General features: G+C 60.0%; 12 protein-coding genes. 4 read left to right on the forward strand and 8 right to left on the reverse strand.

Going from position 1 to position 14,727, the window contains the following annotated elements; translation table 11 throughout:
• Position 1 precedes the first annotated feature (1 nt).
• Positions 2-979, reverse strand: coding sequence for an ABC transporter permease (locus Q2T52_RS11530; protein ID WP_302076882.1), 978 nt, complete (start codon positions 977-979; stop codon positions 2-4).
• Between the two features lie 72 nt (positions 980-1,051).
• Entirely contained in the window at positions 1,052-2,635 is a 1,584-nt protein-coding gene (locus tag Q2T52_RS11535) for an ABC transporter substrate-binding protein (protein WP_302076883.1), read from the reverse strand.
• A 115-nt stretch (positions 2,636-2,750) separates the two neighbouring features.
• On the opposite strand from Q2T52_RS11535, the gene Q2T52_RS11540 reads away from it, so the two are divergent.
• The 3 genes from Q2T52_RS11540 to Q2T52_RS11550 all read left to right on the forward strand — a co-directional run bounded on the left by Q2T52_RS11540 (position 2,751) and on the right by Q2T52_RS11550 (position 7,495).
• The gene (locus Q2T52_RS11540; protein ID WP_302076884.1) at positions 2,751-3,518 is read left to right on the forward strand and encodes an IclR family transcriptional regulator; all 768 of its coding nucleotides are present in this window, start codon (positions 2,751-2,753) and stop codon (positions 3,516-3,518) included.
• A 265-nt stretch (positions 3,519-3,783) separates the two neighbouring features.
• Positions 3,784-5,937 carry a ferredoxin family protein gene (locus tag Q2T52_RS11545; protein WP_302076885.1) on the forward strand — a complete coding sequence of 718 codons (2,154 nt, stop codon included), beginning with the start codon at positions 3,784-3,786 and terminating at the stop codon, positions 5,935-5,937.
• A 10-nt stretch (positions 5,938-5,947) separates the two neighbouring features.
• On the forward strand, positions 5,948-7,495 hold the full coding sequence (locus Q2T52_RS11550; RefSeq protein WP_302076886.1) for an indolepyruvate oxidoreductase subunit beta family protein: 1,548 nt from the start codon (positions 5,948-5,950) through the stop codon (positions 7,493-7,495).
• A gap of 16 nt (positions 7,496-7,511) precedes the next feature.
• Here Q2T52_RS11550 and Q2T52_RS11555 read toward each other — a convergent pair whose 3' ends face one another.
• The 4 genes from Q2T52_RS11555 to Q2T52_RS11570 form a co-directional block, all read right to left on the reverse strand.
• Positions 7,512-8,021: a MarR family winged helix-turn-helix transcriptional regulator gene (locus tag Q2T52_RS11555; protein WP_302077267.1), complete on the reverse strand. Its 510-nt coding sequence runs from the start codon at positions 8,019-8,021 to the stop codon at positions 7,512-7,514.
• A 214-nt stretch (positions 8,022-8,235) separates the two neighbouring features.
• Positions 8,236-9,021 carry a cyclase family protein gene (locus Q2T52_RS11560; RefSeq protein WP_302076887.1) on the reverse strand — a complete coding sequence of 262 codons (786 nt, stop codon included), beginning with the start codon at positions 9,019-9,021 and terminating at the stop codon, positions 8,236-8,238.
• Between the two features lie 297 nt (positions 9,022-9,318).
• A complete protein-coding gene (locus Q2T52_RS11565; RefSeq protein ID WP_302076889.1) occupies positions 9,319-9,993 on the reverse strand; it encodes an amino acid ABC transporter permease in 675 nt (224 codons plus the stop codon).
• A gap of 74 nt (positions 9,994-10,067) precedes the next feature.
• Entirely contained in the window at positions 10,068-10,871 is an 804-nt protein-coding gene (locus tag Q2T52_RS11570) for an ABC transporter substrate-binding protein (protein WP_302076891.1), read from the reverse strand.
• A 372-nt stretch (positions 10,872-11,243) separates the two neighbouring features.
• On the opposite strand from Q2T52_RS11570, the gene Q2T52_RS11575 reads away from it, so the two are divergent.
• Positions 11,244-11,948: a hypothetical protein gene (locus Q2T52_RS11575; protein WP_302076892.1), complete on the forward strand. Its 705-nt coding sequence runs from the start codon at positions 11,244-11,246 to the stop codon at positions 11,946-11,948.
• Between the two features lie 59 nt (positions 11,949-12,007).
• Here the strand turns inward: Q2T52_RS11575 and Q2T52_RS11580 are convergent, their stop codons facing one another.
• Both Q2T52_RS11580 and Q2T52_RS11585 read right to left on the reverse strand, forming a co-directional pair.
• Positions 12,008-13,870 carry an ABC transporter ATP-binding protein gene (locus Q2T52_RS11580; protein WP_302076893.1) on the reverse strand — a complete coding sequence of 621 codons (1,863 nt, stop codon included), beginning with the start codon at positions 13,868-13,870 and terminating at the stop codon, positions 12,008-12,010.
• On the reverse strand, positions 13,870-14,727 hold the full coding sequence (locus Q2T52_RS11585) for an ABC transporter permease (protein ID WP_302076894.1): 858 nt from the start codon (positions 14,725-14,727) through the stop codon (positions 13,870-13,872). Before Q2T52_RS11585 ends, Q2T52_RS11580 begins: the two co-directional genes overlap by 1 nt.

Below are 14,727 nucleotides of genomic sequence, written 5' to 3' on the forward strand. Positions count from 1 at the left end.
CTTACTCGTTCGGGCCGCTGAGCCTGACACGCGGATCGAGCGCGACATACAGGAAATCGACGATGAGATTGATGACGACAAAGATCACAGTGGTGACCATGAGGTAGGCGACGACCACAGGTCGATCGAGGCGGTTGATCGACTCGATCAGAAGCTTGCCCATGCCGGGATAGGCGAACACCGTTTCGATGACGACGGTGAAGGCAATCATCGCGCCGAACTCCATGCCGAGAATGGTGACAACAGGGATCATCATGTTCTTCAAGAGGTGCAGCCGGATAATACGGAATCTGCTCAAGCCCTTGGCGCGGGCAAAACGGATGTATTCCTGCGTGATGATCTCACGGGTGCCCGCTTCGCAGAGTCGGACCACGAGAGATGCCTTGTAGAGCGCCAGGGTGAGGGCAGGGAGGATGAGATGGCGCCAGCCTTCGACCGAGAAGATCGACAGCTCCATGCCAAGGACATTCGTCGTGGGTCCGCGTCCTCCGGCCGGCAGCCAGCCGAGATAGACGGCGAAGAACAGGATCAGCATCAGGCCAATCCAGAAATTCGGCAGCGAAAAGCCGAAGATCGATGTCGACATGATCGCCCGGCCGGCGATCGAGTTCGGCCGCAAACCGGCGATGACGCCGAGCGGGACGCCGATCAGCACTGAAAAGACAAGCGCCAGCACCGCCAGTTCGATGGTCGCGGGCAATCGTTCGCCGATCACGGCCAAGGCCGATTTGCCGTAGACGAAGGAGGCGCCGAGATCGCCGTGCAAAGCATTGCCGATGAAGGTGGCAAACTGGACGGGCAGCGATTTGTCCAGCCCGAAACGGACGGCCAGCGCTGCCCGCTCCGCCTGATCCGCATCCGGACTGGCCAGCATGTCGACCGGGCTTCCGAGCGCGAAGACCGCGAAAAATACCAGCACAGCCATGGTGAACAGCACCAGCACAGACTGTCCCAGTCGGCGTATCAGATAGGCGATCATTTGTTTCTGGTCCGGTATAGGTGTCGCAGAATGCCCGCAGCCAATTCGGCGGCGGGCTCGCAGGAGGCGCGGTTACGGAGCCGGCTCGAAGGTAAAGGCCGAGGTCCGCTCATCCATGCGCGGAATGATCTTGATGCCCTTCTTTGCCGCCCAGGTCATGCCCTGGAAGTAAAGCGGCACGATCGCCATGTCATCGACGACCGTATGAACGGCAGCCTTGAGCATGTCGTTGCGCTTGGCATCATCCATTTCCGAGGTAAGCGCGATGAGCTGCTCGGTGAGCTTCGGATTGCAGTAGTTGCTCCAGTTGACGACGCCCCAGCCGCGCGCCTTGTCCGGGCAGGCCACCATCATGCGAATGCCAGAAGATGCTTCGGCCGTCTGCACGCCCCAGCCCATCATGACAGCGGAGAACTCGCCCTTGTTGCCCTTTGTATTGATGGCGGAGAAGGGAACCGCGTCCACATCCGTCTTGATGTTGACGCGGGTCAGCATCTGAGCGATCGCCTGGGCGACGCGGGCGTCATTCAGGAGGCGGTTGTTCGGCGTGCCGAGCGTCAGGGCAAAGCCGTTTGGATAGCCTGCCTCGGCCAGTAGCTTCTTGGCGCCTTCTGGATTGTAGGGCACCGTTTCCAGTGTGGGATCAAAGCCCATCATCTGGTCGGTGGCCAGATTGTTGGTCGGATAGGCAAGGCCCATCATCAGGCGCTCGCTGATCGCCTTGCGGTCGATTGCCATGTTGATGGCGCGGCGGACGCGGACATCCTGCAGCGGGTTCTTGCCGTTGTCTGCCTTGACGCCCGGTGAGCTTTCGCGGCCGCTGTCCAAAAAGAGGAAGATCAGCCGGTGGCTTTTCTTGGCGGCGTAGACCAGATCGGGATTGGCCTTGACCTTCTCGATATCGGGCGTCGGAACGTTTTCGATGGCATTAACGTCACCTGAAAGCAGCGCTGTCATGCGAGCGCCGTCATTCGGCATGAAGCGTATGGTCACGCTGTCCCAGGCCGGCTTGCCACCCCAGAAGCCATCAAAGCGCTTCATCACCACACGGTCGTCCGGGGTATAGCTGACGAACTGGTAGGGACCGGTGCCGATCATGTGCTCGGGTGTGGCGAATTTGTCGCTGGTGACGCCTTGGCTCGCCTTCTTGCTGACCATGAAGATCGATGTCAGGTCTGCCGGCAGCAGCGGATAGGGTGTGGAAGTGGTGATGCGGATGGTCTGCGGATCAATGATCTCTGTCTTGGTGATCGAACCGGTATAGATCTTGAAGGAGGAGGGGCTGTTCTCGATTGTCCCGGGGCGGGCGAGAGAAAAGGCGACATCTTCGGCGGTGAAGTCGCTGCCGTCCTGGAACTTCGCCTTGCGAAGTTTGAACTCCCAGGTCGTGTCATTGATCTTCTTCCAGCTTTCCGCCAGGTCCGGCACGATCCGGCTGTCCGGGTCCATCTGGGTCAGCGTCTCGAACATATTGCGTGCGACCGCAATATTTTGGCTGGCATTGTGGAAATGCGGATCCATTGAGGTCGCCGACGAACTATAGGCGAGTTTCAGTTCCGCTGCCCATGCGCTAGCCGTTGGCAGGAGTGCCGTCAAAACAAGAGCGGTCGTGAAACGACGTATGGATAGGCGAGGCGATTTCGCTGCTGCTTGCATGGTCTGTTCCCTTATTGATTTAGATCTTTCTTTGTCCACTGTAGTGGACATGTGATCTTTATAAGGTAATTTAGAGGTCAAAATTTCGGGCATGTCAAGGCGAGGGTATTTGCAAATGCATATGAGGGCGCGCGGAACGGATCGTTTGCTCGACGTGCTGGATCTGCTGGCGGCGCAGCAACGCCCCACCACGCGCAATTCGATTGCGGCAGCACTCGGCGCCCCCCGCTCGACCGTCTACAGCATCATCGACACATTGCTCGCCCGTGGTTTTCTCGACCAGACTGAGCCGGAGGGGCTAATCGTGCCGGGGCGTCTCTGCGGATTGCTGGGACAGGTCTATGATCGCAGCGCCCCGCTGGCGCGGCAGGCAAAGGAGGTTGTCACCGATCTTGCGAAAGCGACCGGGGAAGTGAGTGAACTCGATGTCCTGCAGGATTGGAAACAGTTGATCCTGATTTCTCGGACCGGCCGCGGACACGGCTATCGTACAGCCGTTGAAGGCTCCCGCTTTCCGCTCCCGGCAACCGCGGCGGCGCGCTTCCTGCTGGACGGTTATAGCCTCGATGACCTGAGACGTTCGATCCCGGCCGAGGATTACGTCTCGCCGACCGGCCGCACCTCAACGCCGGAAATTCTCCATCAGGAAGTGGCCGAGGCTCGCCGCCAGGGCCACTGGGTGACAAAGGGGCTCGTTGATCCCTATGTTGCCTGTGTGACCGCGCCGGTTCGCAGCTGCGAGGGCCGCTGCATCGCCGTCATCTGCCTCGTTGTGCCGCTGCAGGAAATCGACCGGCGGGAGGCCGAATATGTCGCCGCCACCACACAAGCGGCGGCAAAACTGAGCAGCGATTGCGCGCTTCTGGAAAATCCCGCCTTCTGATCGACTCTTGTTATCAACGCGGCCGGAAGTAGGCTTTTCGTCCTTTGCAAGAGCGGGCGCCGCCGACTTGCGAGCACGTTCGCGGCGCCATGGCTGTTCTTCCATATATTCGCGGGCGCCAAAGAGTCGTCCGCGACAGGGCCGACGCTTCGACAGTGCCAGTGTTTGATGCATCTGCGCCGATTCCGAATTGACAAATGTCGCGCGGCAAAAATATGCTTTTGCAAATGATTACGGTAAGCCGAAAAGGCAAAGGGGAACGACCATGGCCGAGCGATCGTTTGCGCGGGAAGTCGAGGATCTGAAACTCGGCGAGGGAGAGATCTTCCGGGGCGAGGGTATTCTTGCCATCACCAAGGCCCTGCTGCAGTCGGGCGTATCATATGTCGGCGGGTATCAGGGGTCGCCCATCTCGCATCTGATGGATGTCCTGGCCGACGCCAAGGAGATCATGGAGGATCTCGGCGTCCATTTCGAAACCTCCGCTTCGGAAGCGGCGGCGGCGGCGATGTTGTCGGCATCCGTCATGTATCCCGTCCGCGGTGCAGTGACGTGGAAATCGACAGCAGGCACCAATGTTGCCTCCGATGCCCTGTCCAACCTGTCTTCGGGCGGTGTCAATGGTGGCGCTCTGATCATCCTCGGAGAGGATTTCGGCGAAGGTTCCTCCATCATGCAGGAGCGCAGCCATGCCTTTGCGATGAAGTCGCAGATGTGGCTGCTTGATCCGCGCCCTAACCTGCCTTCCATGGTGCAGGCAGTTGAGGACGGCTTCCAGCTCTCGGAAGCCTCCAATACGCCGGTCATGCTGCAGGTGCGCATCCGAGCCTGTCACGTGCATGGTCAGTTCGTCGCCAAGGACAACAAGCGGCCTGAGTTCACATTGCGCCAGGCGCTTGAAAATCCGGTTCGCGACGTCAACCGCATCGTGCTGCCGCCGGCCAATTTTGCGCAGGATAAGGATAAGCTGGAGCGCCGCTGGCCGGCTGCCATCAATTTCATCAAGGAGCGAAAGCTCAACGAGTTCTTCGGGCCTGATGAGGGTGAGATCGGCATCATCACACTGGGCGGGCTCTATAACGGCGTCATGCGCAGCCTGCAGCAGCTGGGCCTTGCGGATGTCTACGGCAATTCGTCCGTGCCGATCTACGTGATGAACGTCGCCTATCCCACAATCGATGAAGAGGTCGTCGATTTCTGCCTCGGCAAGAAGGCCGTGATCATGATTGAGGAGGGCGCGCCCGAATATATCGAACAATCGCTGCATACGCTGATGCGCCGCCGGGACATCCAGACGCGCCTCCACGGCAAGGATATCCTGCCACGCGGTGGCGAGTATACGGCGCCGGTCATGCTGAAGGGGCTGACAACCTTCATCGAGATGTATAATCGCCTTCTGCTCGGCAATCAGCCACCCGTGCCCGACCCGACGCCGGTTCTCAATGATCCCAAGGTAAAGGCCCTGGCTGACGTGGTGCCGGCACGGCCCGCGGGTTTTTGCACCGGCTGTCCGGAACGGCCGATCTTTGCGGCCATGAAGCTGGTCGAGAAGGAACTCGGCGAACATCACGTCTCTGCCGATATCGGCTGCCACCTGTTTTCGATCCTGCCCCCGTTCAATATCGGCGGCACGACGATGGGTTATGGTCTGGGTCCGGCGTCTGCTTCCGCCTTCAATGTCGATGCGGACAAGCGCTCGATCGCTGTCATGGGCGATGGCGGCTTCTGGCATAACGGCCTGGCGACTTCTGTTGGCAATGCTGTGTTCAACAAGCAGAATGGCGTCATCCTTGTTGTCGACAACTACTATTCAGCAGCGACCGGTGGGCAGGACATCCTGTCATCGCGGGCCATCAATCCCAACCGCAAGACGAACAATTCCATTGTGGATGCGGTGAAGGGGATCGGCGCCACCTGGGTGCGCCAGATCGACCGGACCTATGATGTCGCAAAAATGCGCGACACGCTGAAAGAGGCGCTGACCACTGACGAGACGGGGCCGAAGATCATCGTCGCCTCGTCGGAATGCATGCTGAACAAGCAGCGTCGGGTGAGGCCGCAATTCGCCAAGGCGGTGAAGGATGGCAAGCGCATGATCAAGGAGCGCTTCGGCGTGGATGAGGATGTTTGCACCGGCGATCACGCCTGCATCCGCCTCTCCGGCTGTCCGTCGCTTTCGGTCAAGCATACCGATGATCCGCTGAAGGATGATCCTGTGGCGGCCATCGACAATTCCTGCGTCGGCTGTGGCAATTGCGGCGAGGTGTCGGAGGCGGCCGTGCTCTGTCCGTCCTTCTACCGGGCGGATGTCATCCACAACCCGACCGGCTGGGACAAATTCCTCGCCAAGCTTCGCGCTTCTGTCATCGGCTGGCTGCAGGCGCGCCGTGCCGCTGGCCGCATTGTCTTTGCAGATTGAGGGGTTGACGATGAACGAGACCGTGAATCCCAAAACCTTGCTGGTTTCAGACAAGCCGCTGACACTCGCCATCATGGCCATGGGCGGTCAGGGCGGTGGCGTGCTCTCTGACTGGATCGTCGGGCTTGCCGAGGCGCAGGGCTGGATGGCGCAGTCGACCTCTGTGCCGGGCGTTGCCCAGCGGACGGGTGCCACGATCTACTATATCGAGATGCTGCCGGCCCGGGGCGGTGTGTCGCCGATCTTCTCGCTGATGCCGACGCCGGGCGATGTGGATGTCGTGCTGGCCTCCGAACTGATGGAGGCGGGCCGTTCCGTTCTGCGCGGTCTGGTGACGCCCGACCGGACGACGCTGATTGCCTCCACGCATCGATCCTTTGCCGTTGGCGAAAAGGAAAAGCCCGGCGACGGCATCGGCGATCCCACGGTGGTGGTCGGCGCAACCGATTTTGCCGCTAAGCGCACCATCGCCTTTGACATGGAGACCCTCGCCACAAAGAACGGCAGCGTCATTTCCGCGTCGATGTTCGGCGCTCTGGCAGGCGCCGGTGTCCTGCCTTTTGCGAAGGAGGCCTTCGAGGCGACGATCCGTGGCGGCGGCAAGGGCGTGGAGCCCAGCCTGCGTGCCTTCAACGCTTCCTTCGAGCGGGCGCAATCAAAGCCACGAGATGAGGTGAGTGCGACACCCGTCAAACGGTATGATGCCCTCCCGGAATCCGCCGCCCACCCAGACCTCGATCGATTGGTTCATCGCCTGCGTGCCGAGTTTCCCGAAGTCGCCTGGCCGCTGCTGTTTGCGGGTATCAAGAAGCTCACCGATTTTCAGGATGCTGCCTATGCCGGCGAATATCTCGATCGGGTCGGCAAACTCTACGCTCTGGACAGGACGCACGGCGGCGAAGCCAAGGATTTTGCCTTCACTGTTCAATCGGCAAAATATGTGGCTGTCGCCATGGCCTATGACGATGTCATCCGGGTAGCGGACCTCAAGACGCGGGGCAGCCGCTTTAATCGTGTTGCCAAGGAAGTCGGGGTCAAGGATGGCCAGATCCTCTACATGACGGAATATATGCATCCGCGCATGGAAGAGATCTGCGGCATGATGCCGAACGGGCTTGGGCGCTGGATCGAAAGCCGTCCATCGCTATTTGCCTGGCTGGACCGGCGCATCAACAAAGGGCGACGGGTGCAGACGGGCACACTGTTCTGGTTCCTGACGCTCTATTCGATCGCCGGGCTGCGCCGCATCCGCCGAGGGACGCTACGGCATGCCCAGGAGATCGAGCATCGCGAGGCCTGGTTGAGTGCGGCCGTAGCTCAGCTGGCGCGCAATTACGATCTTGCAGTCGAAGTGATCAACAACCGCCGCCTGGTGAAGGGTTACTCCGATACCCACGCGCGCGGACTGTCGAAATTTGACCGGGTGATGTCTGCGCTTCCGTTGCTTCAGGATCGTGCCGACGGAGCCGCCTGGATGAAGCGGCTGAGGCAAGCGGCGCTGCTCGATGAGAGCGGAATTGCACTCGATGGTGCGTTGAAGACGGTCGCGACGTTGTAAGCGCTTCGCCCCGTATTCAAATCTCGTGCTTGCGGATGTTGACGAGGATCTTGTGCAGGATGCCGGTAAAAGTCCGGTATTCGTCCTCGTCGATCGCATCGAACATCCGCAGCATGGAATCATACATCGTCGGCCAGAAGGTGGCGAAGGCGGTGCGACCTTCCTCCGTGATCGTGACGTCGCGGATACGCATGTCTTCTGCCCGCGGCGTGCGGCGGATATAGCCCTGCTCCTCCAGGGAATCGAGCGTGCGGCTCATGGTCGATTGCTCGATGACTGCAAAGACGGAGAGTTCGTTGATGGTCAGCGAGTCGGAAACGCTGAGGACGGCAAGGGTCCGCATCTTCGCCGTTGTCAGGTCGTATTCCCGCAGCTCTTCCGCCAGGTTGGCGTTCCAGCGCGCGATGATCCGGTTCATCAGATAGGGTGCGAAATGGTTGAGTCCGATCTCGCCCAGTGTCGGGCGATCGGGTTCGCCACCGTCCTTCGGTCTCCGCAACACGATACCTGAAAATCGCTCTGCCATGTAGCCTCTGTCGGTGGGATGACGGCTGACCCGCGAATACCCTCTGGTGATGGTCATCCAGGCTGCCGAACACCGGTCCTGCTTGTCTTGCGCGCTGGTTAACAGAGGATGCGAAGGGTCGCCAGAGAAAAGCATTGCCTATTTCGCAATGCGGTCGCCCGGGCGTCACCGGCCCACGCTCTTAGAGGCGGACCGGTGAGGTGTTGATTTGCTATCAGCCAGTGATCAGCGCGAGCGCCCGGACCGGAGAGCCCGTACCCTTGACGAACTTCAGCGGAGCGGCAATCAGGATTGCGCCCTTGGGCGGCAGCTGATCAAGGTTCGACAGCGACGCAAGGCCGTATTTGTTGTTCTTGTGCATCAGGTTGTGCGCCGGGAAGGGCGGGTTCATACCGCCAGCGGAACCGGCGTCGGTGCCTATGGTTTCCTGGCCCCAGCCGATAATGCCCTTGGACAAGAGATACTCGATAGCTTCCGCGGTCGGGCCCGGCGAATGCGGTCCGTTTTCGTCGGCGTTGAGGAAGGTCTCGGTCGAGCCATTGCGCTTGTACCAGTCAGAGCGCATCAGAACCCAGGTTCCGGCCTCGATCTCGCCGTGTTCGGCCTCCCACTCCTTGATGCTCTCAACGGTCAGCAGATAGTCGGGATTTTCCGCAGCTTCCTTGGAGCGGTCGATGACATTGACGGGTGCCACGAAATTCTGCGGCGGGATGGTATCCGTCGTATTGTTTGGATTGTCCTTGCCGGTGATCCAGTGACAGGGTGCATCAAAATGGGTGCCGGTATGCTCGCCAAGCTCCAGCCAGTTCCAGGCCCAGAATGGACCATCCTCGTTATACTCGGAAATGGTATGGACCGCGACCTTGGGCGTGTTCTTGCCGAATTGTGGCGGAAGGTACAGAACCGGCGTGTCTGGTCCGAGCGGAGCCGTCAGGTCAACGACCTTGACGGAGCCGGTGAGAAGGGCGGAGGCGAGCGTGGCGAGTGTTGGTGATGACATGGGCCGGGTTCCCTTATGTTGGCCAGTTTTCGTGAGCTGGGCGACGACCGGTTTCCTCTCCGGAGATCGCGTAGCGTGAGACGAGCGTATTGAAGAAAATATGGATATGCAAGCAATTCTCGGCATGCCGATAACGCAATTCCTCACCTCGCGGCGGCGTCGTTCCGGCGTCGATATTCCTAATCAAAGCGCGCCTTTCTGTGCGGCCGAGCTAACTCCACGGCATGCCGAGATTGTCCGCGCGCTTGATCGTTTCCAGGTGTTGTATGCGTTTGAATTTATGCGCGAGGAGATGCTTTACCGCGTTCTTTCCTTGCTGAATTTCCGCTCCAGCAGACCGACCAGCCGCACCATCGGCCAGAGGAAGGCAATGTAGATGAGAGCCGCGCCAAGCAGCGGCGTCGGGTTAGCGTAGAGCGCTTGAGCGTCCAGCCCCTCCTTCATGAGCTCGGCAAGGGCGACCGTTGAGGCAAGTGAGGTATCCTTGAACATAGAAACGCAGTTGTTGGTCGTCGGTGGGATGACGACGCGGATTGCCTGCGGCAGGATGACCTTGCGCAGCGTGACGACAAAGGGCAGGCCGAGCGCCGCGGCTGCCTCGAACTGCCCCTTGCCGATCCCTTCTATGCCGGAGCGGAAGACCTCCGCCATGTAGGCGGCCATGACGATGCCGAAGGCCATGATCGCGCAGGTCCATGAGGACAGGCGGATGCCGACGAAGGGGAGCGCAAAGTAGATGATCATCAACACGACGAGCATGGGCGTGGCGCGCAGGATGTCGATGTAGAACACAGCGAGATAGCGCACCGGCTTTGGCCCGTAGAGCCTGAACAGGCCGATCAATAGGCCGGCTGGAATGCCGACGCCAATGCCGGCAAAACCGAGGAGGAACGTGTTGATCACGCCACGTAGCAGTGCCGGAAAGGCGCTGCCAAAGACCTCGAGGTTGAAAAATGTGTCGAGGAGAGTCATGCCACTGGCCTTTGGATTGCATCCGTCGTGCACCCGGCGCCGGGTGATGACCGGCGCCGGTTCGCATTAAGGCCTCAGGGTTTCGGCAGTGGCTGTTCGACGGCAGAGGCAGAGCCAGCGGCGGGATCCGTGCCGAACCACTTCTTGTGAATGGCTGCCAGAGTACCGTCCTTCTTCATGGCCGTGATGGCGTCATTGGCCTTGATCAGCAGCGGATGATCCTTGGTCATCATCAGACCGTACTGTTCTCCGGTCTTGATGCGCACCTTAACGGCAAGATCTTTCATCTTGAGGAAGGCATATTCCATGCCGGGAACGTCGCTGACCGCCGCATCGGCACGACCAGAGGACAGATCCATCAGCATGTCCTGCTGGGCGTTATAGCTCTTGATGTCGCTAATGCCGTACTTGGCCTTGTTGTCCTTGGCCCATTTGTCGCCCGTCGATCCTGCGAGCACGCCGACGACTTTGCCTTTCAAGTCTTCAAGCGTGGCAATCTTGGCTTCCCTACGGGTGGCGACGCCCATGTCGGCGTCATAATAGGCCTGCGTGAAGGACTGGCTGCCGAGCCGTTCCTTGGTGATGGTGATCGAGGAGATCGCCACGTCGATCCGCTTGGAGGCGGTGGCGGCAAACAGTGCCTGGAAGCCAAGATCGGAAATATCGACGGTCATACCGAGACGTTTGGCGACTTCGGTTGCGATATCCACCTCGAAGCCCTCAAACGTGCCGCTGGCATTCTTGTATTCAAATGGCGGATTGCTGGGATAGGAGCCGATCACGAGCGCGGCTGCGGATGCCAGGCCGGTGGAGGCCAAGGACAAAACCAACGTTGCAGTCATGCTCATCAGGGTGCGGCGAAAAATCTGTCTGGCCATCGTTTCTGTTCCCTCTGTTTTTGTGGTGCGCATAGTGTTTGCGCCCGCTCAATTGTTCGGTCTGGTTGTCATTGAACTGTGTACGGGGTCGATGCGACGGCTCCTCCCAAAAGCGGTCGCCGTGGTGGATGTATCACCATGAGCGACATGTCAGCATTGACGATGGTGAGGCAAAATCGGCAAGGCTTCAAGCGAAAAGTTTGAAGCTTAAATGATAGCAGGCACGCGGCCGGTGGTACGAAATAGTTTATGTTTAAACTTGTTTTCCGGGCGGAGCGGACGGATAGTAGCATCTCATTTGCCGAGCGGATGTGAGCGCTGCCTCGACGGTGCGCTTGCAGGTGTCGGCCATCATAGAAGCTGGGAGCATACATGCGTTTCGCCTATCTTGCATTCTTCGAAAATCCCGAGGGTGGCCAACTTGCCGTGAGCGCTGCGGACGTCGAGACGGTCTCTGAAATCATCAAGCTGACACCCGGCCTGACCGGGGCCAATCTCTACACGCCGGAAACGACGCAGGACCTTTATAACCCAACGGAAGAGGCGCCAATTTTCGGCATGCAGCTCTATTTCGATGAGCTGTCTGCGCTGGAAGACGCGATGGCGCCCGCCGGGCATCTGCGCCAGTTGGCTGCCAGTGGTGTGCTGTCGAGCATTCGCGGTGCAAAGGCCACGCAACAGGCCATGTATGTTCGGCATTTTCCTGTGGATGATGCGGCGCTGGACATCGCCGCAAACGGCAATCCCTGCTCTTACGTCGTCCATTACGCGGGCCCGGCTCAGGATCTGAATGTGTGGATGCATCATTACGTCACGCATCATCCGCAGGTGATGCGGACCTTCCCGGGCATTCGCGGCATTGAGGTTCTGTCACGCGTTGATTGGACAGGTTTCCTGCCTTGGGAGCGGGTCAATCACATGCAGCGAAATCGGGTGATGTTCGACAGTCAGGCCGCGCTGACCGCGGCGCTGCAATCGCCGGCGCGCATTGCCATGCGAGAAGACTTCAAGACCTTCCCGCCATTCGAAGGCGGCAATTCACATTTCCCCATGGAGACACACATCATCCGCCCGTAGCAGTGCATCTGCGAAAAGGCCTGCCGCGTCACCTGCACGGCAGGCTTCACTTTGCGCCGTCAGTCGATCTGATACCCTGCTTCCGCCAGCACTGGTGACCACTCCGTCATGACATCATCAGGAGGAACGGCGGCCAACAGGCTTCGCGTATAGGGATGCTGAGGCGCAGCAAAGACAGTCTCTGTCCTGCCGCTTTCAACCACTTCGCCGCGGTACATTACGAGCACCCGGTCACAAAGATAGCGAACGACCGAGAGGTCGTGGCTGATGAACAGCATGGAAAAACCGTGCTCGTCGCGAAGCTTCAGCAGGAGGTCGAGCAATTGCGCCTGCACCGACACATCAAGCCCGGAGACGATCTCGTCTGCGACCAGGATTTTCGGCAGCGTACAAAGCGCCCGGGCAATATTCACACGCTGCTTCTGGCCGCCTGAAAGCTGTGAGGGAAAGCGCGAAGCGGCGTCGGGGGGCAGGCCTATCTCCTTCAGGAGTTCGGCGGCGCGGTCCATGCGTTCTCGCGTGCTGTTGTTGAGGCCCGTCGCCTCATTTGCCTGGGTGACAATGCTGCCGATGCGCCGCCGTGGGTTGAGCGCCGATTGCGGGTCCTGAAAGACCATCTGGATATTGTCCCGGCGGTAGGCCCGGTCTGGGGCATTGTTTGCCGTGACATCACGACCGGCCAGCGAAATTTTGCCGGATGTCGGCGTATCGAGGCCGACGACGAGGCGGGCGAGCGAGCTCTTGCCGCTGCCGCTTTCGCCGACAATGCCGACGAATTCTCCTTCACCCAGCGTGAAATCGACATTGCTGACAGCCTTGAAGGTCCCGCGCTTGGCGAAGGGGCTCCAATTGGTCGTGTAGGCTTTGGTGACCTTTTCGCCAGAGAGATGCATTTTGCCGGCCTCGATCTCGCGCGCCGCCACGGCTGGCGGCGGAACGATGTCCGGTGTCGCTTCCGGGCGAATGCAGGCGGCGATGTGATTGGCCCCTATGGATGCGAAAGGCGGCTCGGCCAGCGTGCAGGCTTCGACAGCATTGGGACAGCGCGAGGCGAAACGGCAGCCTTTGAGATCCTTCAAGACGCGAAGTCCCGGCATGCGTTCCGGCAGGATGAACAGGCCCCGGCGCTCGCCAGTGATCGTCGGATTGGCGAGCTGGAGACAGCGGGTATAGGGGTGCGCCGGTGCTGAAAACAATGCCTTTGCCGGGCCGATTTCTGCCGGTCTACCCGCATAGAGCACCATGATTTCGTCGCTGATCTGTGAGGCGAGACGCAGGTCGTGGGTGATGAAAATGACCGCTGTCCCATCACGCTTCTGCATTTCCGCAATCAGCTTGACGATGCGCGCCTGAATGGTCACGTCGAGTGCCGTCGTTGGCTCGTCGGCAATGAGCAGGCGGGGCCTGCTGGCAAAGGCCATGGCGATCAGAATGCGCTGGCACATGCCGCCGGACAGTTGATGCGGATACTTGTCGAGCAGGCCGGCCCCGTGCGGCAGGTGCACCGCGTCGAATTCCTTCAAGGCTCGCTCGCGCCAGTGTTCGCCGGGAGCCAGCCCGATGCGCAACAGGTGCTCCTTCATTTGCTGGCCGACGCTCAGCACCGGGTTGAGCCCGGACAAGGGCTCTTGCGGAATGAAGGCGATCTCGCGACCCAGCAATTGCCGCCTGCGGCCGGCCGGCATGGTCACCAGGTCCTCGCCGTCAAACTTCAGTGTTCCCTGCGTCACGGCAAAACCGTTGGGAAGATACTGTGAAATCGTCCGGCCGATCATCGATTTGCCGGCGCCGGATTCACCGACAAGGCCGAGAATCTTGCCGGGCTGCAAGGTGAAGTTCAGATCGGTCAGAACGGGGAAGCGTTCCTTCCCGCCCAGCGACTCCACCGACAGACCTTGCGCGGCGAGAATGGGATTGCTCATCAGGTACGCTCCGTCTGGGTCAGTCGCGTGTCGAGGGTGCGCCGTAGCCCGTCTCCGAGGATGTTGAAGCCGAAGACGGCGATGAAGATCGCGAAAATGGGGGCGATGAGGTTGAAGGGGGCTTCGTAGATGTTCTGGCGGGCATCTGCGATCATCTGTCCCCAGGCCGGCGTTTCCGAGCCGACGCTCATGCCGACGAAGGAAAGCACCGCCTCGACAATGACCGCGACACCCATTTCGAGGCTCATGAGCGTGATCAGCAGCGGCAGCGTACCGGGCAGGATCTCGCGTGTGATCGTTCGCCAGTGCGAGAAGCCGACGAGTTGGGCGGCCGCCACATAATCGCGCCGGCGCAACACAATCACCTCGCTTCGCAGCACGCGGCAGAAGCGCGTCCAGTCGACGAGAATGATGGCGAGTACCACATTGCGTAGACCGGTACCGAGGCCGACCATCAGGATCAGCGACAGGATGACCGGCGGGAAAGATAGCCAGATTTCCACCACGCGACCAATCAGCCAGTCGACCCAGCCGCCGAAATAGCCGGCGATATGCGCCAGGATGGCGCCGATCACCATGGCTCCGATGGCGGCGGAAAATGCGACGGTCAAGGCCACGCGCGTTCCGAAGATCAGGCGAGAGAGAATGCAGCGACCGAGGCTGTCCGTTCCGAGCGGAAACATGGGATCAGCACCTGCGCTCCATAACGGCGGCGTCAGAATGCTGAGCAGGTTCTGTTCGTTGGGGTCATTGGGCGCGAGATAGGGTGCGAAGATTGCAACGCAGCTCAGCACGAACAGGATGACGAGGCCGGTCTGAACGCGACCGGATTTCAGCCAAAGCGGAATTGGTCGCAT

Origin of the sequence: Rhizobium oryzicola (assembly GCF_030504645.1) — a bacterium.
Taxonomy (GTDB): Bacteria; Pseudomonadota; Alphaproteobacteria; order Rhizobiales; family Rhizobiaceae; genus Neorhizobium; species Neorhizobium oryzicola.